This window comes from Mycobacterium colombiense, assembly GCF_003284975.1.
Lineage (GTDB): Bacteria > Actinomycetota > Actinomycetes > Mycobacteriales > Mycobacteriaceae > Mycobacterium > Mycobacterium europaeum_A.
In genome coordinates this window covers 1-21975 of record NZ_QMEU01000073.1, presented here as the reverse complement: position 1 = coordinate 21975, position 21975 = coordinate 1, and the positions used below count along the sequence as shown (strand labels likewise).

General features: G+C 68.2%; 20 protein-coding genes and 2 pseudogenes. 8 read left to right on the top strand and 14 right to left on the bottom strand.

Translation table 11 applies throughout. The features are described 5' to 3' along the window. A pseudogene (locus DQP58_RS19370) lies at positions 1–386 on the top strand (nitronate monooxygenase); the annotation flags it as partial. 4 nt (positions 387–390) lie between these two features. Here DQP58_RS19370 and DQP58_RS19365 read toward each other — a convergent pair. Beyond that, the gene (locus DQP58_RS19365) at positions 391–1044 is read right to left on the bottom strand and encodes an O-methyltransferase (protein WP_112709859.1); all 654 of its coding nucleotides are present in this window, start codon (positions 1042–1044) and stop codon (positions 391–393) included. 157 nt (positions 1045–1201) lie between these two features. Between DQP58_RS19365 and DQP58_RS19360 the strand changes: the two genes are divergently transcribed. Then, a complete protein-coding gene (locus tag DQP58_RS19360) occupies positions 1202–1348 on the top strand; it encodes a metallothionein (RefSeq protein WP_112709858.1) in 147 nt (48 codons plus the stop codon). Positions 1349–1390: 42 nt separating this feature from the next. Here DQP58_RS19360 and DQP58_RS19355 read toward each other — a convergent pair whose 3' ends face one another. From DQP58_RS19355 to DQP58_RS19340, 4 genes are all read right to left on the bottom strand, one after another. After that, positions 1391–3466: a beta-glucosidase family protein gene (locus DQP58_RS19355; RefSeq protein WP_112709857.1), complete on the bottom strand. Its 2076-nt coding sequence runs from the start codon at positions 3464–3466 to the stop codon at positions 1391–1393. Between the two features lie 44 nt (positions 3467–3510). Further along, positions 3511–4023, bottom strand: a complete 513-nt coding sequence (locus DQP58_RS19350) for a TIGR04338 family metallohydrolase (RefSeq protein ID WP_112709856.1) — start codon at positions 4021–4023, stop codon at positions 3511–3513. Then, on the bottom strand, positions 4020–4769 hold the full coding sequence (locus DQP58_RS19345; RefSeq protein WP_112709855.1) for a DUF2786 domain-containing protein: 750 nt from the start codon (positions 4767–4769) through the stop codon (positions 4020–4022). The genes DQP58_RS19350 and DQP58_RS19345 overlap by 4 nt, the downstream gene beginning before the upstream one ends. Before the next feature lie 66 nt (positions 4770–4835). Continuing rightward, positions 4836–5630 carry an alpha/beta hydrolase gene (locus DQP58_RS19340; protein WP_240629976.1) on the bottom strand — a complete coding sequence of 265 codons (795 nt, stop codon included), beginning with the start codon at positions 5628–5630 and terminating at the stop codon, positions 4836–4838. On the opposite strand from DQP58_RS19340, the pseudogene DQP58_RS19335 reads away from it, so the two are divergent. Beyond that, positions 5623–6757: pseudogene (locus tag DQP58_RS19335) on the top strand (sigma-70 family RNA polymerase sigma factor). The gene DQP58_RS19340 and the pseudogene DQP58_RS19335 overlap by 8 nt on opposite strands. A gap of 13 nt (positions 6758–6770) precedes the next feature. Further along, positions 6771–8180 carry an alpha/beta hydrolase domain-containing protein gene (locus DQP58_RS19330; RefSeq protein WP_112709852.1) on the top strand — a complete coding sequence of 470 codons (1410 nt, stop codon included), beginning with the start codon at positions 6771–6773 and terminating at the stop codon, positions 8178–8180. 92 nt (positions 8181–8272) lie between these two features. On the opposite strand, the gene DQP58_RS19325 is transcribed toward DQP58_RS19330, so the two are convergent. Then, complete coding sequence (locus tag DQP58_RS19325; protein WP_112709851.1) at positions 8273–9406, bottom strand: NAD(P)H-dependent amine dehydrogenase family protein; 1134 nt, start codon at positions 9404–9406, stop codon at positions 8273–8275. Positions 9407–9480: 74 nt separating this feature from the next. On the opposite strand from DQP58_RS19325, the gene DQP58_RS19320 reads away from it, so the two are divergent. The 4 genes from DQP58_RS19320 (at position 9481) to DQP58_RS19305 (ending at position 13799) form a co-directional block, all read left to right on the top strand. Then, positions 9481–10359 (top strand): helix-turn-helix domain-containing protein, encoded by an 879-nt coding sequence (locus DQP58_RS19320; protein ID WP_112709850.1) that lies wholly within the window; start codon positions 9481–9483, stop codon positions 10357–10359. A gap of 25 nt (positions 10360–10384) precedes the next feature. Further along, positions 10385–11110 carry a pirin family protein gene (locus DQP58_RS19315; protein WP_112709849.1) on the top strand — a complete coding sequence of 242 codons (726 nt, stop codon included), beginning with the start codon at positions 10385–10387 and terminating at the stop codon, positions 11108–11110. A gap of 58 nt (positions 11111–11168) precedes the next feature. After that, positions 11169–12611, top strand: a complete 1443-nt coding sequence (locus tag DQP58_RS19310) for a YhgE/Pip domain-containing protein (RefSeq protein WP_112709848.1) — start codon at positions 11169–11171, stop codon at positions 12609–12611. A 105-nt stretch (positions 12612–12716) separates the two neighbouring features. Then, complete coding sequence (locus DQP58_RS19305; RefSeq protein ID WP_112709847.1) at positions 12717–13799, top strand: phosphodiester glycosidase family protein; 1083 nt, start codon at positions 12717–12719, stop codon at positions 13797–13799. On the opposite strand, the gene DQP58_RS19300 is transcribed toward DQP58_RS19305, so the two are convergent. From DQP58_RS19300 to DQP58_RS19265, 8 genes are read right to left on the bottom strand one after another with little or no spacing between them, the layout of a single operon-like run. Next, positions 13792–14493: a YoaK family protein gene (locus DQP58_RS19300; RefSeq protein ID WP_112709846.1), complete on the bottom strand. Its 702-nt coding sequence runs from the start codon at positions 14491–14493 to the stop codon at positions 13792–13794. The two genes, DQP58_RS19305 and DQP58_RS19300, sit on opposite strands and share 8 nt — an antisense overlap. Before the next feature lie 16 nt (positions 14494–14509). Then, a complete protein-coding gene (locus DQP58_RS19295) occupies positions 14510–15286 on the bottom strand; it encodes a mammalian cell entry protein (protein ID WP_112709860.1) in 777 nt (258 codons plus the stop codon). Next, entirely contained in the window at positions 15253–15807 is a 555-nt protein-coding gene (locus tag DQP58_RS19290) for a mammalian cell entry protein (RefSeq protein ID WP_112709845.1), read from the bottom strand. The genes DQP58_RS19295 and DQP58_RS19290 overlap by 34 nt, the downstream gene beginning before the upstream one ends. Then, positions 15804–16775 (bottom strand): RDD family protein, encoded by a 972-nt coding sequence (locus DQP58_RS19285; protein ID WP_112709844.1) that lies wholly within the window; start codon positions 16773–16775, stop codon positions 15804–15806. The genes DQP58_RS19290 and DQP58_RS19285 overlap by 4 nt, the downstream gene beginning before the upstream one ends. Next, positions 16772–17527 carry an Mce protein gene (locus DQP58_RS19280; RefSeq protein WP_112709843.1) on the bottom strand — a complete coding sequence of 252 codons (756 nt, stop codon included), beginning with the start codon at positions 17525–17527 and terminating at the stop codon, positions 16772–16774. The genes DQP58_RS19285 and DQP58_RS19280 overlap by 4 nt, the downstream gene beginning before the upstream one ends. Continuing rightward, the gene (locus DQP58_RS19275) at positions 17497–19047 is read right to left on the bottom strand and encodes a virulence factor Mce family protein (RefSeq protein WP_112709842.1); all 1551 of its coding nucleotides are present in this window, start codon (positions 19045–19047) and stop codon (positions 17497–17499) included. Before DQP58_RS19275 ends, DQP58_RS19280 begins: the two co-directional genes overlap by 31 nt. Continuing rightward, entirely contained in the window at positions 19041–20204 is a 1164-nt protein-coding gene (locus tag DQP58_RS19270) for a virulence factor Mce family protein (protein WP_112709841.1), read from the bottom strand. Before DQP58_RS19270 ends, DQP58_RS19275 begins: the two co-directional genes overlap by 7 nt. Positions 20205–20254: 50 nt before the next feature. Continuing rightward, positions 20255–21868: a virulence factor Mce family protein gene (locus DQP58_RS19265; RefSeq protein WP_112709840.1), complete on the bottom strand. Its 1614-nt coding sequence runs from the start codon at positions 21866–21868 to the stop codon at positions 20255–20257. Positions 21869–21975: the final 107 nt, after the last annotated feature.

Below are 21975 nucleotides of genomic sequence, written 5' to 3'. Positions count from 1 at the left end.
ACGCTAATCGCGCGTACCAGCGACGAATCCTGCAGGCGGACAGGACGATCGAGACCAACCTGTTCGGCCTGAGCTGGCCGTTGCGCCACCGCGTCGTGCCCAACGCTGCCACCCGCCGCTGGTGCGGCGAGGACGGTCACGCCAGGCCGCTGCCCGCCGCCCTCAACGCGATCAGCCGGCCGCTGTCGGCGCTGGGCTATTTCGAGGCCGGGCCGCTGATGCGGCTGCAGTCGCCGGCGCTGCCGTTTTTCACGCCGCTGGCACCGGTGGCCGGCGTGCCCGATTCCTGGCTGGACAGCGCCGCCCTGTACGCCGGCGAAACCGCCTTGCGGATCAGCGAACTCACCTCCGCCGGGCAGGCCGTCGCCGACCTGAACCCCCGCTGACGCCCTACCGCACCACGGCGAACGCGAAGCCGTCCCAGTGCTTGGCGCCCACCGTCTGGAGCACGGCCGTGTCCAGCCGCGGATCCTCACCCATCGCCTGCAGGGTTTGGCGCACCGCCTGCGCTTGAGCGTTGGAATCCGGGTCAAGGATCTGGCCCTGCCGAATCACGTTGTCTGCCACGATGATTGCGCCGGGACGGGCCAGCCGCAGCGCCCAATCGAGGTAGGCGGGGTAGTTCTCTTTGTCGGCGTCGATGAAGATCAGGTCGAAGGGGCCGGTCACCGTCGGCAGCGTGTCCAGTGCGGCTCCGACGATCACCTCCACCCGGTCGGCGAGACCGGCCCGTTTCAGGTTGGCGCGCGCCACCTCGGCGTGCTTGGGCTCGTATTCGAGCGTCACCACCCGCCCTTGCGGGCCGGCGCCGCGCGCCAGCCAGATGGTGCTGAAACCGCCCAGCGTCCCGAGCTCGAGGATGTTGCGGGCACCGACGGCACCGGCGAGCAGGCTCAAGAACTTTCCCTGCTGCACCGACACCGCGATTGGCGGCAATCCGGCGGCGCTGCTGGCCTCTAAGGCCGCGGTCAAGGACGGATCGTCGTGCACCACCGTGCTGTCCAAGAATGCGTCGACGTCTTTGGGGGTTGGTTTCTCGGTCATGGCGCCCACGCTAGCGGCGGCCGCCGACGAAGGCACCGAGCGGCGGGGCGGTATCGCACCGGTCGCGACTCCTTGCATATACCCGTGGGGGGTATATAGTGAGGGTGCGGTCGACCCGCACCGCAAGAGTCACCACAAAGAGAAAAGGGTGAGTTAAATGGCAACATACGAGGCCGGGACCAAGCTGACGTGCGGTCACGAAGGCTGCGGCTGTCGCGTCCGCATCGAGGTCCCCTGCCACTGCTCGGGTTCGGGTGAGCCGTACCGCTGCACGTGCGGCGACGCGTTGACCCCCGTCAAGTAATCCGTCGGGCCGGTCGTGCGTTCGGGCGTCAGCCCGCGATACTCATCGCCCGAACGTACGGCCGGTCAGCTCGACCGCGGCGTGCAGCCGCATCGCGATCGCCGACGCGCCCACCGCCACCGCGTAGGAGCCCGCGTCGATCCGCCAGCGCCCGACGCCGCCGTCATAGCGGGCGAGCAGGCGCGGGTCCGCCTCGATGGTCACCCGCCGCGTTGCACCCGGCTCGAGCTCCACGCGCTCAAACCCCAGCAGCCGTAGGCACGGCTTTCCGGCCGCGGCCGTCAGGTAGAGCTGCGGTACATCCGCCCCGGCACGGTCGCCGACGTTGACGACGCTGAAACTGGCGCTGACGGTCTGCTCGCCCCCGACCACCAGGTCACGGTAGTCAAACCTGGTGTAGGACAAGCCATGACCGAATGCGAATATCGGGTCGTGGCCACGCCGGGCAAACCAGCGGTAGCCGACGTCGGCTCCTTCGAAGTAGTCGATCGTGGTCGGTGTCCCCCACGGTTCACCCGCGCCGGGCAACTGCGGGCGCGGCGTCTGGGCCAGATCGGCCGGGAAGGTGATCGGCAGCCTGCCCGAGGGATTCACCTCGCCGCTCAGGATCTCCGCGATGGCACGGGCGCCGGCCTGGCCCGGAAACCATGCTTGCACAATGGCATTCACCGAGCCGCGCCACGGCATGTCAGCCGGATTGCCGGTCTGCAGAACCACCACGGTGTTGGGGTTGGCGGCCGACACCGCCGTGATCAGCTCGTCCTGACCCCAGGGCAGCGAGAGGTCGGCGATGTCGAACCCTTCGCCCTCGGCGCGCACGGCGAACACGATGGCGATGTCGGCCGCCGCCGCCGCGCGCACCGCCTCGGCGCGGCTGATGCCGGGATCGAACTCGATCTGCGCGTGCGGCAGCCGCTTTCGCAATTCTTGCAGCGGGCTCGACGGCAGCAGGTACAGGTTGCGCAGCGCGGCCTCCAGGCCCGGGCCGCCGATGGGCACCACGCCCGCGTAGCCGCCCGCCGGGACGACGGTGCTCGAACCGTAGCCGGCCGGCACACCCACGTGCGCAAACCCGCCGATGACGGCGATGCGCGCGTTCGACTCGGCCGCCACCGGCAACAACCCGCGGTTGGTCAACAGCACCGTACCCTGGCGCGCGATGTGCAGCGCAATCTCGTTGTGCGCAGCCGGATCCGGCGCCGGGGCCGCACCGGTGCGCTCGACTCCGACGGCGAACATGGACCGCAAGATCCGGCGAACCATGTCCGACAGGCGTTGCCTGGGCAGCCTACCGTCGGCGTAGGCGTCGCGCAGCGGCGCCCCGAAGGACTCGGCCTGCCACAGCAGCGCATCGATCTGCGCCCCGCACTCCTGGTCCAGACCGGCCAGGGCGCACTCCCAGCTCGGCGTGGCACCCCAATCGGACATGACCCAACCCCGGTACGCCCAGGCACCCTTGAGCACCTCGTTGATCAAAATGGAGTTGGCCGCGGCGTAGTCGCCGTTGACCTTGTTGTAGGCGGTCATCACGGCGCCGGGGTGCGCGCGCTCGATCGCCAATTCGAAGGCCAGCAGGTCGGATTCGCGGTGCGCATCGGGGTCGATGACGGCGTTCAGAAAGTGCCGATTAGTTTCGTTGCAGTTCAGCGAGTAATGCTTGACCGTCGAGATGACGCCGTGTTGCTGGATGCCGCGGATCGACTCGGCGGCGATGGTGGCGGTCAACAGCGGGTCCTCGGACAGGTATTCGAAGTTGCGGCCGTTGCGCGGGTCGCGGGCCAGGTTCATCGCGCCGGCCAGTTGCACGTTGAACCCGCGGCTGCGCGCTTCGCTGCCGATCACGCTGCCGGCGGCCCGGGCCAGCGGCGGATCGAAGGTCGCGGCCAGGGCCAGCCCGGCGGGCAGCGCGGTGGCCGTGTCACCTGGGCGGTAGCCGGGATTGGTGACGCCCAGCCCGGCATCGCTCATCAGCAACGCGGGCACCCCGAGGCGGGGAACACCGGGCACGTATCCCGCGCACATCGGCGCGTGCGCCGGGATGCGGTCGTCACGCACCGGCCACATGTCACCGGCCCCCATCACCGAGACCACCAGCGCGAAGCGCTCGTCGTCGGTCATCCGGGCTTCGACCTCGCTTGCCCGTGCGTCGGGATCGGGCCGACTCACCGCACGCCCTCTTTGGCGTAGACGACGCGCAGCACGTGCCCCAATTCCGGTCCCATCACCAGCTCCGCCAACTCACAGATCGTCGCCACGAACTCGGGGCCGTGCGGCGGCTCGGCCTGGCACAAATGATGCGCCACTTCGTGCAGCATCACCAGCTCGCGCAGCGCCCAGTCGGCGGTGTCACGATCGGGCACCGCGATAACGCCTGTGCCGTCACGGTTTTCGTAATGCGCGGCGGTGGCGGCCCGTCGCGCACGCACCCGCAACGGCGACACAGCCGGCCACCGTTGCCGCACCGCCGCCAGCCCCAGCACGTCGTCCACGTAGCGCTGCGCGGACTCCACCGAACCGAATCGCCCCTCCGGCGGCAGCGTCAATTGCGTGCCGAAGAACTCCACCACCGGGGTGCCGTGCTGGGCGGCACGGTCGAACAGCGTCCGGACGAACTCCTCAGCCGCATAAACCTTGGAGCGTTGAGAATCCCGCGGTGGGGGCTTCCCCGCGCTCACCCGCTCAGCGCGCTCCGCGCCCCCGGCAGTTCGGGGCTGTTGTCGAGCCGCGCTCGCTTGCCGGCCCGGTCGCCCGCGCGCCGCGCCGCCGACGAATACCCCGCCGACACCCGGCTGGCCTGCCAGGTGCCCCGCGCCTTCGACGCGCCGCGGTAGTAGTCCACCAGCTCGACTTCCTTGTCCCGCAAGGCAATAGCGGTACCCGGCGACCGGCGGCGGTCCTTGGTGGCTTCCTGGCGGGCCTGGTCGCGGGCCTCGGTCAGCCGCTGCCCGACCCGCGCCCCGAAGGCCAGCTGAAAGTTGAGTCGGGCGGTAATAGTCGGCGTGGGACGGTGCGCACCCGAGGCCAGGTAGGCGTCCGAGGCGCGGACCATCTGCACCACCAGGCTGGCGTACAGGGCGTGGCTGGCGTCGATGTCCTCGACAAACCCGTAGGCGTACACGAACGTCGAATTCGAGGCCACGTCACAGCGCACGTCGTTGGCCGCGGCGATCAGCACGAACAGCTGTACGTAGGTGCGTAGCCCCTTGGTGCCCGCCGCCCCGATCGTGATCGTGCGCTGCGTCGGCGCCTGCGCCGCCGACCGCTGGGCCGAATGCGAGCGTGCCACCGCCAGGTCGATGGACGCGGCCGTCGCGAGCCGCTGCGCGGCGGACATGAACGCATCGGCTTCATGGCTGTTGTCGGTGCCTTCGGCCTGACGCAGCAGCGCGGCAATGCGCGACAGCATTTTGTCGTCACTCACGGCGACGCTCCTCCCCATCGCTTGGCTCTGTCGCCAAAGTACGGGAGCCGGCTGACACGCCCCGCCTCACAGCCGAGCGGTGATCCAGGAGACCACATCGTCGAGCACCTGCTCGCGCTCGGGCTCGTTGAAAACCTCGTGGTAGAGCCCCGGATAGATTTTCAGCTCGACGTCGGTGGATCCCACGCACTCCACCAGGCGACGGCTGCCGGCGACGGCGACCAACCGGTCCTGTTCCCCGTGCACCACCAGCAGCGGCGCCGTCAGGGCCGGCGCCCGTCGCGGCATCGTCTCGCCGACCAGCAGCAGCGCGCGGCCGATGCCGGCCGGCACCTTGCCGTGGTACACCAGCGGATCCTCTTTGTAGGCGGCCACCACCGCGGGGTCCCGGGAGATGGCGTCGACGTCGAGTTCTTGGGCCGGCAGTCCGGGCACGACGGCCCCGAGCACCTTGGCGGCCAGCCCCAACAGCGGCGACACCTGATCCTGGGCGGCCACCGCGGGACCCGACAGCACCATCAGGTCGTAGTTGTCCGGGCGTTCGACGCCATAGGCGAACACGATTCCGCCACCCATGCTGTGCCCCAGCACGATGCACTTGAGCCCGTGGTGTTCCCGGGTGGCGATACCAACCAGGGTGTCGAAGTCGGCGGTGTACTCGTGGATGTCGCGCACCAGCACCCGCTTACCGCCCGAGCGGCCGTGCCCGCGATGGTCCAACGCGTAGGTGACCAGGCCCGCCTCACCGAAGCGCTTTGCGACGTGGTCGTAGCGGCGGGCGTACTCCCCGAGACCGTGTGAGAGCACCAGGACCGCGCGCGGTGCGGTCTCGGGCGTCCAGACGTCGTAGACGATGCGCACGCCGCCGTACCCGTCGAAACTGCGTTCGCTGCGGTTCACTCGGGGGTCCTAGTCATTACGGGCAGCGTAATGGCTGCTGATGTGGGCCGCGCGCCCCGACACTGCGTAGGCTCATGCGGATGAGCCTTCTCGCGCAGAACTCTGAAGGTGACCCGGTGGCCAACGCAGATTTCTCGGCGCACGCCGAACCGTACCGGCGCGAACTGCTGACCCACTGCTACCGCATGACCGGGTCGCTGCACGACGCGGAGGACCTGGTGCAAGAGACCCTGCTGCGGGCCTGGAAGGCGTACGACCGTTTCGAAGGCAAGTCCTCGATCCGGACCTGGCTGCACCGCATCGCCACCAACACCTGTCTGACCGCGCTGGAGGGACGCCAGCGCAGGCCGTTGCCGGTCGGGTTGGGCGCGCCCAGCTCGGACCCGACCGCCGAGCTGGTGGAGCGCCGCGAGGTGCCGTGGCTGGAGCCGCTGCCGTCGCTGACCGAGCACCCGGCCGACCCGTCGGTCGTGGTCGGGTCGCGCGAGTCGGTACGGCTTGCGTTTGTCGCTGCGCTACAACACCTTCCGCCGCGGCAGCGGGCGGTGCTGCTGCTGCGTGACGTGCTGGGCTGGCGCTCGGCCGAGGTCGCCGAGGCGGTCGGCACCACTACAACCGCCGTCAACAGCCTGCTGCAGCGGGCCCGGTCCCAGCTGGAGGCCGCCGCGCCCAGCGCCGAAGACCCACTGGTGCAACCCGATTCGCCCGAAGCCCAGGACCTGCTGGCGCGCTACATTGCGGCGTTCGAGACCTATGACATCGATCGGCTGGTCGAGTTGTTCACCGCAGAGGCCGTCTGGGAGATGCCGCCGTACACCGGCTGGTACCAGGGGCCGGGGGCCATCGTCACCCTCATCCACCAGCAGTGCCCGGCGGAGGGCAGCGGGGACATGCGCATGCTGCCGCTGGTCGCCAACGGCCAGCTCGCCACGGCCATGTACATGCGCGCCGGCGACGTCCACGTCCCGTTCCAACTGCACGTGCTGGATGTGCAGGGCGGGAAGGTATCCCACGTGGTGGCATTCCTCGACGACGCCTTGTTCGCGAAATTCGGGCTGCCCGCTTCGCTGTCCGCGGGCCAGAGCTGACAGGGCCGCCGCGATGACGAACGCCACCCAGGTGACGCCCATCCCCGGAACGCCGGCGCTGCTGCTGAGCGCTTTCGACCTCGCCGACGTGGGCTACACCGTCGAGGAGTTCTTCGTCTCCGCCACGGCGTGCTCCTACGCCCCGGTGGGCGAACCGGCTCCCGACGGCCGATGGGACGTAACGCCCTCGGGCTCCGCCGATTACACGACCCGCATCGTGGCGCTGACGCCGACCGATTCTGCCCGGTACAACGGGACGGTGCTCGTCGAGTGGCTCAACGTGAGCGGTGGCATCGACGCGGCCGCGGTGTGGATGATGGCGCACCGCGAAATCATCCGCGACGGTTACGCCTACGTCGCGGTGTCGGCCCAGCGGGTGGGAGTCGAGGGCGGCGACAACATGCTGGGTACTGACATGTCGCTGAAAAGCCAGGACCCGCAACGGTACGCAGCCCTGCATCACCCCGGCGACGCGTTCGCCTACGACATCTTCGCCCAGGCCGGCGGTCTGCTCAGAAGTGGTGAACACGGCGCCATCCTGCGTGGCCTGCCCGCCCGGCGCGTGATCGCGGTAGGCGAATCGCAATCCGCGATGTTCCTCACCACCTACATCAACGCCGTCGACCCGCTGACCCCTGGCTACGACGGCTTCCTGGTACACTCCCGGTTCGGTCCGGCCGCCCCGCTAGACGGTGGCTCGATCTTCGCCGAATGCGTTGCACGGCAGGCGGTCCCGTTCCGTCCCGGCCTGCGTGTCCCGTTGCTCGCGGTCATCACCGAGACCGACGTCTTCGGCGGCCCGCGCGACGGCTACTACTTCGCCAGGCAGCCGGACAACGAACGGCTGCGGGTCTGGGAGATCGCCGGGGCCGCCCACGCCGACAACTACACGATTCAGGTGGCGTTCATCGACAGCGGCTCGGCACCGCTGGAGGCGATCGTGGCCGGCTACGCGCCGACCGACGTGTTGATGGGCCAGCAACTCGCGCACTACATCAACTTCGGCCCCCAGCATCACTACGTGGTGCAGGCGGCGCTCGCGGCGCTGAACGCCTGGGTCGTTACCGGCGAGCCGGCCCCGCACGCCGATCCGCTCGAGGTTCGGGAAAGCGCTGGGCCGCAACCGGTTCTGGACAGCAACGGCCTGGCCCGCGGTGGCATCAGAACCCCGTGGGTGGACGTGCCGACGGCTAGGACGTCGGGTCTGGGCGGCCAGGAGAGCATCATGTCGGCGATCTTCGGCTCCGGGGAACCCTTCGACGCCAACATAATTCGGCGGCTCTACCCCGGCGGGCGCGCGCAGTACCTGGAAAGCTTCACCGCGGCCCTCGACGCGGCGATCGGCGCCGGGTTCATCCTGGCCGCCGATCGCGCCGAAATTCTGCAACTCGCCGCCGCGACGTATCCCGGTGAGCCCGGGTAGGTACGATCGCCCGGCTGTCCGGCGACGGCGCCGGGCTAGGTCCGATCGCCCGGCTCCTCACTCGCGCCGTCCCGGCGCTCACCGTCGCCGGGCTAGAACAGCCGGCTGTCCGGCGACGGCCCCGGCACCGGACGCAGCAGTCCGGCGCCGGTGATCAGCGGCAAATCCAGCGCGGACAGCAGCCCGGGCGGGGCGGCACACACCGCGGGGATGGCGTTGACCATCCGCGACGCGCCGGCGATGCGGGCACCCAGGTCATGGTCGGCGTCCTCGGCCATCTCGAACTCGCACCGCATGCTCGGGGAGCCCTCGATCTCCACCCGGTACAGGCCGCGTCCGGACGCCTGCCCGTAGCCGAGGTCCTTCGGCGGGATCGAGATGTGTGGCTGCGGCCAGTCCGGGGCGATGTCGTCACGCATGCGGGTCACGTGGTCGAGCACGAACGTCGGCTTCCCGTCGACGTACCCGGTGAGCGTCGAGCGCATCGCGGCGATGGTCCCGGCCGCGATGTGACCAGTGGGCGTGTCGAAGGATTCGGCGGCCGGCAAGCGTTCGTTGCTCTCCTCGATGTTGTCGATCTTGACGCCCAACCCTGCGGCCAGCTGGTGCAGCACCGGCCCCCAGCCGAAGGTGAAGATTCCGGGCTGCGCCGCGAACGCCTGATATTCCGGCGGCTGGCCGAAACCCAAAATCTCGTAGACGGCGGCCTTATCCGGATAGGTGGCATAGTTGAACATCTCGGTGACGCGCACTGAATCAATGGCCCGCGAGACGCCGGTAAGGACCAGCGGCAGAACGTCATTGGCGAAGCCGGAGTCGATACCGGTGGTGAAGAACGACACACCTCCGTCAAGGGCGGCTTGCCGCAGCGGGGCGGTGAACGCGGCGTCAAGCCCGTCCGGAAAGACCAGCGGCACCACCGAACACGACACCACGTTCTTGCCCGCCCGCAGGATCGACACCATGTCCGCGACGGCCTCCAGCGGCCGCAGGTTCGCGCCGGCCGCGTACACCACCGCGTCGGCGTCGCCGGCCAGCACGGCGGCCGGATCCTGGGTCGCCCGCACCCCGACCGGCGCGATGCCACACAACTCTCCGGCATCGCGGCCGGCTTTCGCGTCGCTGTGCACGACGAGGTCGACCAGCTGCAGCTCCGGATGGTCGATCACCCCGCGCAGGGCGATCACGCCCATCGAACCGGGCCCCCAAACTCCCACCTTCAACACGGCTGTCTCCTAAAATTAGGACGCATATCCTGGCATTTTGGACGGATAGTAGGGAGGCGGCGGTGGATACGTCAATGGCCGCGACCCCCGGCGGCTCGGGCGCCAAGTCACCGCCCACCGCACGGGTAATGGATGTGCTTGCCGCCCTGGCGAATTCATCACGTGGTATGACCTCGGCCGAGCTGGCGAAGAGTTGCGCGATCAGCACCTCGACCTGCGCGCTGGTGCTCGCCGAGCTGGAACGGCGGGCCTGGGTCGCCCGGCGCGGCGATCGCCGCTACGTGCTGGGCAGCGGGCTGTTCGGACTGGTCCATGGGCTGCGGGAACAGTTTCCGCTGCTGGACCGCGGGCGCGACGCGCTCCGCTTCCTGCACGACACGCTCGGCGCGGGCTGTTCGATGTCGAAGATCGGTCCGCGGCATCTGATCACCGTCGACGCAGTCGGCCACGGCACTGACGGCGAGCACGCCGTGGGCCAGCGCTTCCCCATAGACCCGCCGTTCGGTCTGGTCGCCATGGCCTGGCGCGACGACGACTCCGTCCGAGCGTGGTTGCACCGCGTGACACCCCGGCTCACCCGCACCGAGATCGCCGAGCACCAGCGGGTACTCGCCGATATCCGCGCCCGCGGATACGGTGCATGGCGGTTCGACGACACCCACCGGTCGCTACACACTCGGCTCGCCGACGTGCTGGCCTCGTTGGAGCCCACGGCCCAGGTCACCCGCCAGCTCACCACCCTGATGACGATGGTGACCCTGCAGTCGGTCACCCACTCGCTCGAAACGGACCTCGCCACCACGGAATTCGTCGTCCTGCCGATATTCGCCCACGACGGCCAACCCGAGTACCAGATCGAGATCCACCTGGGTCACTCGACCGGCTTGACCATGCCGGAGCTCGACGCCGCGCTTCGGCACGCCCAAGGACTGCTCACCGACGCGGTGACCTGACGCCGCCCACGATTAGGCTGGGGGCATGTCGGCCACCACCGAGATCAGGAGAGCGGCGAGCCGGGCCGTCACCACCACCGGATGGCTGACCTCCCGGCACTCCTTCTCCTTCGGCGACCACTACGACCCGGACAACACCCACTTCGGGCTGCTGCTGGTGAACAACGACGACATCGTCTCGCCCGGAACGGGATTCGACACCCACCCGCACCGGGACATGGAGATCGTGACCTGGGTGCTGCAAGGCGAGCTGTCGCATCATGACTCCGCCGGCAATCGCGGCGTGATCTATCCCGGTTTGGCGCAACGGATGTCGGCCGGCAGCGGAATCCTGCACTCCGAACGGAACGGGTCCCCCAGCGAGCCGGTGCATTTCGTGCAGATGTGGGTGGTGCCGGATGAGGCCGGTGTCGATCCGAGCTACCAGCAGCACGAGATCGATGACAAGGTGATGGCGGGCAATCTCGTGACGATCGCCTCGGGGAGGCCCACGCACGACGCCGCGATCACCCTGGGCAACCGCGCCGCCGCGCTGCACGGAACGCGATTGCCGGCCGGGATTTCGGTGGACCTTCCGCGGGCCCCCTACCTGCACCTCTTCGTGGCCCGGGGCCGGGCGGTCGTGGAGGGCATCGGGGGCCTCGACGAGGGCGACGCGGTGCGCTTCACCGACGCCGACGGACGGCGCGTGACCGCGCGCGACCGGGCGGAACTGCTGATCTGGGAGATGCACGCGAAGCTGGGCGACTGAGGCCATACAGGGTCGGCGGGCCAGCCCATAAAGTGGGCACGACAGAACAGGAGTCGGCATGCCTCACTCGCACCCGCAGCACGCGGCGCCCAACCCCAACCGGAACGTCAAGGCTGTCCGCACCGTGCGATTCTGGGCGGCCCCCCTGGTCATCACCCTGGCGCTGATGTCGGCGTTGTGCGCGCTGTATCTCGGCGGCATCTTGAACCCGACGACCAACCTGCGTCATTTCCCCATCGCGGTGGTCAACGAGGACGCCGGCCCCGGCGGCGCGCAGATCGTCGACCGGCTGGTCAATGGGTTGGACAAGAACAAGTTCGACGTCCGTGTGCTCTCCCGCGACGAGGCCCGCCGCCAGATGGACACCGGCCGTGTCTACGGCCAGGTGCTGATACCGCCGAGCTTCTCGTCGTTGCTGCGCGACTTCGCGGATAGTGCGGTCTCGCCGGCCCGCGCGGACCGTCCGTCGATCACGGTCTCCACCAATCCGAGGGCCGGCACGCTCGGCGCGAGCATCGCCGGCCAGACCCTCAGTACGGCGATGGGGACGGCCAACGGCATAGCCGGGCAACGGGTTATGGCGGAGGTGGCCGCGCAGACCGGTGGCGCACCGCTGGCCGGCGCGGCGCAGGTGGGCCTGAGTGCCCCCATCGACATCCAGTCGAACGTGTACAACCCGCTGCCGAACGGCACCGGTAATGGCCTGTCGGCCTTCTATTACGCGCTGTTGCTGCTGCTGGCCGGATTCACGGGCAGCATCGTGGTGAGCACGCTGGTGGACGCGCTGCTCGGTTACGTGCCGGCCGAATTCGGTCCGGTGTACCGGTTCGCCGAGCAGGTCAAGATCTCCAGATTCCAGACGTTGCTGCTGAAGTGGGCCATGATGGTGCTGCTCGGGTTGCTCACCTCCGCGGTGTACCTGGCGATCGCCGACGCGCTCGGCATGCCCATAGATCACGGCTGGCGGCTCTGGGCGTTCGGTGTCTTCGCGATCGCCGCGGTGGGCATCACGTCTAGTTCGTTGCTCTCGGTGCTGGGCACGGCCGGAATGCTGGTCAGCATGCTCATCTTTGTGATCCTCGGGCTGCCGTCGGCCGGCGCGACGGTGCCGTTGGAGGCGACGCCGTCTTTCTTCCGCTGGCTGGCCGAATTCGAACCGATGCACCAGGTCTTCCTCGGGGCCCGGTCGCTGCTGTACTTCGGCGGCCGTGGCGATGCGGGGCTGACGCAGGCGTTGACGATGACGACCATCGGTCTCGTCGTCGGCCTGCTGCTCGGCGGCATCGTCACCTACCTGTACGACCGCAAGGGCTTTCACCGGATCCCGGGCGCGGTCGAACTCGCCATCGCCCAAGAGCACCAGTCGAAGCACCGGACCCGCCGCGGCAAGCGCGCCGAACCGGCGGCCGCCGAGCCCATCGCTACAGAGCCATCCGGCACCGAGCCCACCGGTACCCAGCCGGCCGCCGACGATCACGAAAGTTCAAGCGAGCAAGCTTAATTCGGGCGTGGCCCTACCGTCACCTCGCCGTGACCTTTGTTGACAGTGTGACTTATGGGGCTGATGATGTTTATGTTTCATTAGTTCCGGGCGGAAAGGGCTATCGTGCTGACCCGACGCGCCAGCTTCCGCCGGCTGGCAGCGTCGTGCGCCGCCCTGGTCGCCTGTTTCACCCTGGCCGTCACCTCCGGGCAGCCCCTCGCCCGGGCCGCCGACGGACGCGATCTGCTCGCCAATGCCATCGGCGGCACCCGCGGCTCCTATCTGGTCTACAACTTCGGCCCCGGCCATCCCGCGCCGATGCTCAACGCCGGCGGCAGCTGGTATGAGATGAACAACGGCGGGCACCTGATGATCATCAAGAACGCGGCGGGCCGGCTGTCCCCGCACCTGCTGGTCGACACACACCAGGGCGATCAGGCCCGCTGCGAGAACAACCCCGGGGCGCGCACCGGCGAGGGTCTTTGGCAGGCCTCCGAACTCTACGCACCGCTGCAGGCGTGGCAGCGCATGGGCCAGCCGACCATTGCCATCAACGCCAACTTCTTCGACGTCCGCGGGCAGAAAGGCGGCTCGTGGCGTCAGACCGGCTGCAGCTCACCGCTGGGCGCCTTCGTCGACAACACCCAGGGCCAGGGTCGCGCCAACCAGGCGGTCACCGGCACCGTCGCCTACCCCGGCAAGCAGGGTCTGTCCGGCGGCGGTGAAAGCTGGAGCGCACTGTCGACGATGATCCTGCCGTCCGGTGGTGCGCCATATGTGGTGTGGCCCAGGACGAAGAGTGACTACGACGCCGCCACCCCGGTGGTCGCCGACCTGCTCAACAAGAACGAGAAGTTCGTCGCGGTCTCTGGCATCGGGCTGTTGGCGCCGGGCAACACCGGGCAGCTGCACGACGGCGGACCCAGCGCGGCCCGAACAGCGTTGGCGTACGCCCGGCAAAAGGACGAGATGTACATCTTCGAGGGCGGCAACTACACCCCGGACAACATGCAGGACCTGTTCCGCGGACTGGGCAGTGACAACGCGGTGCTGCTCGACGGCGGCGGCTCGTCGGCGATCGTGCTGCGCCGCGACACCGGGGGCATGTGGGCCGGCGCCGGATCACCGCGGGGATCCTGCGACACCCGGCAGGTGCTCTGCGATTCACACGAGCGGGCGCTGCCCAGCTGGCTGGCATTCAACTAGTAACGGGCGCTTCGGTTTTCGCCGCCGGCGGCCCGAAGCGGAAGATCAGCAGGCTGGTGGCGATCACCGCCGCGGTGACCACGAACACCGGGGCGATCACGTATCTCGACATCGTCGCCCCGAAGAAGGCGCCGGCGCACATGGTGGCCACGACGCCGATGCGCAGCCTTTGCCGTTCGCCGGTGCCCCCGGCCAGCCGGCTGTCCAGTCCGAAGCTGACGATCGTCGACGTGAGCACCGTAGTGGAGAGCTCTTGGATGCCGAACTGGCGCGCGCTGGAATGTTGTAGGCCGAACGCCACCGCGAGCATGCCGATCATGATCAGCTTGGAGGTCGCCTGGTAGCGCAGCACTCCCGTGCCCGCCAGAATCGCGAGCGCCAGCAGCAGGACGATTTCGATCGTCAGCACCGTGGTGATCCATGTCCGCGTGCGCAGGCCGAAATACCGTGCCAATCGGCCGCTGGCGATCGTGGTGCAGACGAAGGTCGGCAGGGCGACCGCGACGGCGGTCAGGTCGATGATTGTCCTTGGGGCCAGCCAGAATCCGAGGAAGATCACGTTGCCGGTCATGTTGGCGACGAACACGTGACCGAGCACCAGGATACTGATCGAGTCGGCCAACCCGGTGGCGAAGGTCAAGAGCAGCAACGCCGCTACCGTCCATCGCTCGGAGACCGGTGAGGTGACAGCCATGCGCCCGGCCTCGCCGCTAAACCTTGGGCGTGAGATCCAGCGACGTGATCGTCGTCATCCTGGTCACCAGCCAACGGTTGTCGGAACGTTTCAGGAACAGCCGGTAGGACAGGTACTTCAGCGACGGGACGTTCTTGGTCAGCGGGCTGGTGGACGTCGTGTTGGTGTAGACGATCACCACGGCGTTGGAGTCGTCGAGGGTTTCGACCGCGGCGCCGGTCACGTCGGTGTGGTTGGTGATCTTGGCCTGCTTGTTGGGGGCCACGATCGCGTCGACGAATTTGCGGTACTGCGCCTCGAAATCGCCACTGAGATACCGGGATGCGCGATCGGCCAGGGTGTCCATGTTTTCCGGGGTGTACGTCCACAGCGTGGTGATCGCATTGGCGGCGGTCCGCGCGACGTTCAGTTTCGTTGCGGCGGTAGCCCGGTCGGCCAGGTAAGGCTGCAGCATCGCGCCGGCGAACGCGGCGGAACCGACGAACAGCAGGGCTGCGATGGTGGCGGCGACGGCCCAGACCTTTGCGGTCCGCCGGTTCTTGCGCGCGGCGGTACCCTGCGGCGCGTCCGCTACCCGCTCGGCGCCCTCGTCGGTGGCCTTGTCATCGGCGCTATCCGATTCGGCCGCGTCCCCGTCGGTGGCCTCGGATTCCGTTGCGGCATCGGCCTCTTCGTCGTGGCGCTCCGGGCGGGCCTGCTGCGTCGCGTCCGCCGCGTCGTTCGCGTCGTTTTCCGAGGCGGCCGGAGTCTGCTCGGCGGTCACATCACCTGCTGCAGGTTGCTGATCTTCCACTTGTTCCCTTCCTGCGTCGCGGTCGCCGCCCATCGATTGGCGTTCTCCAACACCTGCTTCTCGTCCGGCGACTTGGTGCTGATCGCCGTCGCCACCATGACATTGGCGCTGCCGTCGTCGTTCCATCGCTCCAGGCCGGCATCCAGGACCGTGCCGGTGGCCGGTTCGGCCCGGGCGACCTGCAGCAGGATCTCGTTGGCGTTCTTCTCATACTGCTTGGCGAAGTCCCCGGTCGCCTGCGCCAGGATCCGGTTCACGTAATCGTTGGCGTGAAAAGGATCGATGGAGGTGAACTGCGTCATGAACCCGGTCACATAGGTCAGCACCTCGCGGTCCTTGGACGCGGCCCGCGCCCGGATTTCGTGCGAGACGAGCATCAGTGTGCAGGCCGTGATCGCCACCACCATGAGCGCCGCGGCGACCGTGCCGGCCAACGGCAACAGCCATGGCCTCCCGGCCTCGACCGGGCGCGCGATGAGCAGTGGCCGCTCGCCGGGCGCAAATCTGCGGCGGGGACTCACTTGCCGCTCCCGGGCTGCTTCGGCTTGGTCAGCACCGTGAGATCGTCGACGCGCCAAGCGTTTCCGGGACCCTTGGCAAAAACAACCCGCACCGTCGCGCTGATGTAGCGCTGCTCGGGCCCGACGCCCCGTCGACCTTGCATGAAGATCAACATCGTTGCGCTGGACGGGGCGGCCGATTCAATTGAACTGTTGGTGACCCAGTATTCGTTGATCGCCGGGTGCCCCTTTTGCACCAGGTCCTGCTGGGCCGACAGCTGGGGCCGATACTTGTCGGTCGCCAGCGACAGCGCCCGGGCGAAGTCGTCGTGCAGCGACTTGGGGTCGTAGGTCAGCATCTGGGCGACGATTTTGGGCCCCTGCGTCGCCAGTTGGGCGCGGGTCTGATCGGTCGCCCGGTCCTGCCAGTACGCCCCGAAAAAGCTCATCGCGACCCCGGCCAGGCAGAGCGCCGCCGCGCTCAGCACCGCGACCGCGCTCCAGCGGCGGACGTGCGGCGGCGACGCGTCCGGTGGGAGGCGCCGCACTTCGGTGCGCGCCAGCATGTCGGCGAACGTGCGACGGCGCGAATCCCACAGGGGCCACAGCCATCCCACCACCGACGCGGTGTCGAGCAGGTGGGCGACATCGCGCAGCAGCAGGGTCCAGGGGCCCGGTGCGTCGCCGGTGCGACGCGTCACCGCGACGCCCACCAGAGCGCGGCCCAGGCTCCATCCGGTGATCACCGGCAGCAGCAACCGGTTGGCCAACACCAGCAGGGTGACGGCGCCCAGGACGGAAATGCTCAGCCACCACCACACGCCCTGGGCCGGCACGGTACGCAGGACCAACGCCATCGTCGCGATGACGGCGAGGCCCGCCATCGCATCGACCGAGAATGCGATGACGCGAGAATGCCACGGCGCCAAGGCTTCCCGCGGTGACTCCTGGATTGCCGAGGGCGCAGTCTGTTCGACCACCACCGTCACTTCGTCACCTGGTCGAGCTTGGAAATCTTGTACTGCCCTTCGGCGAACGCCATTTTCACGCGCAGCCGATAGCCGGCCTCGTTCTGGTTCTGGTCGCTGGCCACCTTGACGCGCAGCGCGACGAGAATGTCGATCGACCCGTCTCGGTTGTTGCGCTCGACCGCCGCCCGGACGTCCGACACCTGAACATGGATGTTCGCGGCCTGATACGCCTGCACCAGCATGCTGGTGTAGAGCAGCGCCTGCGAGCGGAAGGCGTCGGTGCCGCAGTCGACGATCTTCTGCTCGCTCGCGGTCATCGCATTGGTGTCGGGCGCCTGGGTCGCGGAGACGCATTCCACCGCCGCCTTCAGCGCCAGCGCGTCGTTGCGGACCATCTGTTGGCTTTGCTGGTGGTAATGCAGCGCGAGGTAGCCACCGGCCCCGACGCCGGCGGCGCACAACACCAGCACAGCGGCGATTGCGGCCAGCCACCCGCGGGTCACCCGGGACGGGCGGCGCTCGGCGGCCGCGACGGATTCGCCGGCTTCCGGGTCGTCCGCCGCCGTGCCGTCGGACTCGGACGGGTCGGCCTCGGTGTCGGCACCGGCGGCATCGTCGGTGGGTTCGGCCCGATCCGCGGAGGCGTCCTGCGGACCGGTCTGATCGGCTCCGTTCTCAGGTGCCGCCGAATCCTCGCTCTTGTCCTGGGTGGTCAACGAATCGTCCGTATCGATGGGGTTCAGCCGGCTGGCGCCAGCATCTCCTTCCATCCATCGTCTCCTGTTCTGGTCGAGTTCTCGACGGAGTATTTAACTCCGTCTGGCCCTACCAGTTCACCGCTTTGGGGACTGTAGATCGCCGAGGGAGGCCCGCTGGGTTTGTAGACACAGGGGTTGGGCTGCTGGCCATTGCACTGCACGGTACCCGACCCCGGCCGGGACAACGGATCGCTGGTGGGCGGGGGTGTGCCCGCCACCCGGTCCGAGGGCGCCGGGTTGAGTCCGTTGTCCACCGACGGCGCGGGGATCACCATGCCCGGCTTCACCGGCTGATCACAGCGCGCCGCGGGTGCGGGGCAGGTCAGAATCTGGTTCGGGTCGCCGTACCAGGGGTTGGTACCGGCCGGCACATACGGCTTGGGGTCGCGGCATTCCCGCGGGGTCGCGGCGCGTTTGCCCGGAATGTCGGTGCACGGGATGTTGCGCGAGCCGCGCACGCTGTTCGCCGGTGTCTCCATCGGGATCTTGCAATACGTGCCGGTGGGCAGCGGCTGGATGCTGGTGTCGGCCGGGGACCGCCACTCCGACGCCGGGATGAAGCCGGTCAGGCAGGGCGGCGGCTGGTTGATCGACAGCGCCAGGTCCAGCGCGGCCATGTTCGGGAACGGCGCCGCCACCGTCTGGGCGATCGACGCACCCTGCGGCAGGAACACCAGGACCTGTTCGACGCCGGTGTGGTAGCGCTTGAGCAGATCGAAGACGACCTCGAGGTTGGCCAGCGTCTGGGGCAGCGAATCCTTGACGTCATTGAAGACCGAGTTGACCTGGTCGGCCGTCGGGGCCGCCTGGCGCAGCAGGCTTCTCAGGTGCTGGTCCTCCTGGGCGGACTGCGCACCCAGCCTGTTCAGGTTGCGCGCCCAGCGCTCGATGTTGTCACTCGATTTCACCTGGCTGTCCAGCACCGGCCCGGAGTTCTGGATGATGTCGTTGACGTCGGTGATCTGGTTCTTGAAGTCGCCGACGATCGCCTGCGTGGCGTCGACCAACCGCTGCAGGTTGGGGCCCAACCCGCCGACGGACTGCGCCGTCTCGTCGAGGAGCTTGCCGATCTTGTCCTTGGGCAGCACCGACAGGCCGCGGTTCGCGGTGTCCAGGGCCGGCCCGATCTCGGCGGGCACGGTGCCCTTCGTGATGGTCTGCCCCTCGGACAGGTACTTGCCCGGGTTGCCGCTCGAGGTCAGGTCCAAATACTGCTCACCGACCGCCGACACCGAATGCACGTTGGCCGTCGCATCGATCGGGATCTTGTAGCGACTGTCGATGCTCATCGTCGCCTGGGCGCCGTGCTCGGTCGGCTCGACGTCGGTGACCTTCCCGATGGTGATGCCGCGGTAGGTGACGTTGGCCGTGGGATACAGCCCGCCCGAGGCCGGCAGGTCGGCCTTCAGCGTGTAGCGGCCGATGCCCACCAGGCTCGGGATCTGCAGGTAGTAGATCCCCAGCACGAGCAGCGAGATGACGGTCAGGATCCCGAAGGCGATCAGCTGGCGTCGGATGAAGGGAGTCAGCAATTCCTGTCCCCCCTTTCCACCAGCGGTCCACCCGGTGCGTCATTCGGGTTCGGCGTGTAACGCACGTCCGGGATCATCGTCTCCGGGTCGCGCCCGAACGACTGCTCGAGTGCCCGCAGGGCTCCCGACAATCCGGTCCCGGTGAGGAACGCGTTGTCGACGGCGCTGTAGGTCAGGTCGAGCGTCAGCGAGATGTTGATGTAGTCGCCGCGGAAGATCTTCGGGACCGTGTCGATGTCGAACGGCTGGGTGAGGATCAGCTTCAGCGCGCCGATCAGGTACGGCGACGCCCGGCCGAGCTCCTTGAGCGGGCACTGCAGCGCCTGCAGATCGGTGTGCAACGGCCCGCGCGCCTCCGACAGGTATTGGTCGGCGGCCTGGCTGAGCCGTCCCACCGAGTCGACGGCGTTGATCAGCAGGTTCCTGGTGTCGGCGAAATGCTTGATCAACGGCGGGATGTCGGTGAGCACCCGATCCAGGACGTCGGCGCGGCCGCCCACGTAGGTCAGCAGCCGGTTGGTCGAGTCGATGGCGTGGGTGATGTCATCGCGCTGCTGGTTGAGCTGGTTGGTGAAGGTGTCCAGCTTGCCGAGCAGCGCCCGGATCGCCTCGCCGCGCCCGTTGAAGATGTTGTAGACCTCGTTCTGCAGCACCTCCAGGTTCGGGATGCCGCCGCCGCGCAGGATCAGCGAGAGGCTGGCCAACGTCTGCTCGGTGGTGGGGTACGAGGTCGAGTTCTTCAGCGGAATGGTGTCGCCGCTCTTGAGCAGTTCGGGCGACGGGTTCGGCGGCGCGGCCAACTCGACGTGCTGGGAACCCAGCAGCGACGTCTGGCCGATCTTGGCGGTGGCGTTCTTCGGCAGCTTGGTGTTCTTGTCCACACCGAGCGTCAGGGTGGCGATCCAGTTTTTCAGCTTGATGGCCTTGATCGAGCCGACGAAGACGTCGGCGACCATCACCTTGCTGTTGCCGTTGATGGCCAGGGTGTCGGGCACCTGCACGTAGATGGTCATGGCCCCCGACCCGCTGCCGGGTCCACCCGGAATCGAGACGTTGGAGATGCCCTTCCAACCACATGAGCTCAACACCGTCGCGGCCACCAGCAGGGTGAGCCCTTGCCAGGCCCGATGGCGGATCAGCCGAAGCGCGCCCCTCACTGGCGGTCGGTTCGGCTTGCTCCGCGCGCTCAACGCGCTCGTCGCGCCCCTCACTGGCCACCTCCAAAGTCAGCGGGTACCGGCGGCCCGCCCGCATTCGGTGCGGGCGCGGACACCGGCGCCGGTGTCGGGGCGACCGGGCCCGGGACCACGTCCGGTCCGGGCGGCGGCGGTTGGATCGGCACCGGGGCGTTCAGCCCGATGGGCGGCACGATCGGGTTCTCGTCGTAGGCGTTCGGCGGACCCGGCGGGGTCTGCAGGTTCGACTGGACGGGCTCGATGTTCGGACCACCCATCAGCTCACTCAGCGATTCGGGGGTCATCAGGCCCGCGGTGATCGGCCCGACCTGCTGGCCCTGCATGCCGGGAGCGACGATCCAGCCCGGCTGAGTGTTGCGGTGCGACGTCGGGGTGTCCGGCACCCAGATGCCGGGGACGGTGGTGTCCTTATATCCGTTCGGCGGGTGCAGCCGGTCCTCGGAATACGCGACTTCCTTGGGCAGCGTCTCCGCCGTGCTGAACAGGTTCAAGCCGAACGGCGGGTAGTTGAACTTGATCGCGTCGAGGATCGGCGAGAGGTACTGCGCGCACAGTTCGGCCGACTCCTGGTAGCCCAGCCGGCTGCCGGCCTGGATCGCGCTGCAGATGAACTGCATCGGGTTCGCGAAGTTGGTGATCGACGGGATGGCGACCACCGAACCGTGCGACGGGTGATAGATCTGGTTGATGTTCGCCGCGGCCGTCGGCAGCACGTGCAGCGCGGTCTCCAGCCCGTTCAGCGGATCCGGTTGCAGCAACGCGTTCGTCGCGGTCTCGAGGTTGTTGATGTCGTGGGTCAGCACGCCGCGGTTCTGGTCCAGCCAGGGGCGCACGGTGGTGAGCAGGCTGTCGAACTGCTGGATCGCGTTGGCCAGGTCGTTGTCGTTGTGCGCCAGCCGGGTGGTGAAATCCGCCAGGTTCTGGTTGAGCGCGACGAACTGCTGGTCGTCCTGGTGCAGCGCGTTGACGAACAGCGCCAGGCTGCGCACCACCGCGAAAAAGTCACCGCGACCCTCGTTCAGCGCGGTCAGCGCCTGCGACAGGTTGGTCAGCGTGGTGTTGATCTGCTTGCCCTTGCCGGCCAGCCCGTCGGCGAACGACGTGATGACCTCACCGAACGGCCCCGTCGGCTGCTCTGGCGTGGGGCCGAGCTTGGAGATGATGTTGGTGATGCTGTTGCGCAGCTGGTCCCACTCCACCGGCACCTGGGTGCGCTCTTCGGGGATCACCGCGTTGTTGGCCAGCACCGGACCGCCCTTGTAGGCCGGCTCCAGCTGAATGGACCGCGAGGCCACCAGGGTCGGGTTGAGGATCACCGCCGAGGCGTTCGCCGGAACCTTGTACTTGTTCTCGTAGTGGAAGGTGACCTTCATCTTGTTGCCGCTGGGCTCGATCTTGTCGATCGCGCCCACGCGCAGGCCCATGATCTGGACCTTGTCGCCCGGGTACAGCGCGTTCGCCGCCGGGAAGTAGGCCACCACGGTGTTGGTGGTCAGCTTCTCGTACAGCCGCCAGCCGACGTAGCCGACGACGAGGGCCAACACGATCACCAGCGATCCGATGATCACCGATGTCCGCGTCAGCTTCGGTAGCCGAATGTTGCGGACGTCAAAGATGGTGCTCAATTCTGGCTACCTCCCCCCGCTGCGCCGCTGCCTCCGGATCCGCCCGGGTTGATGAACGGTGCCGGCAGCTGGTTGCCCGGCCCGGGTGGCGCGGCGGGCCCCGGCGG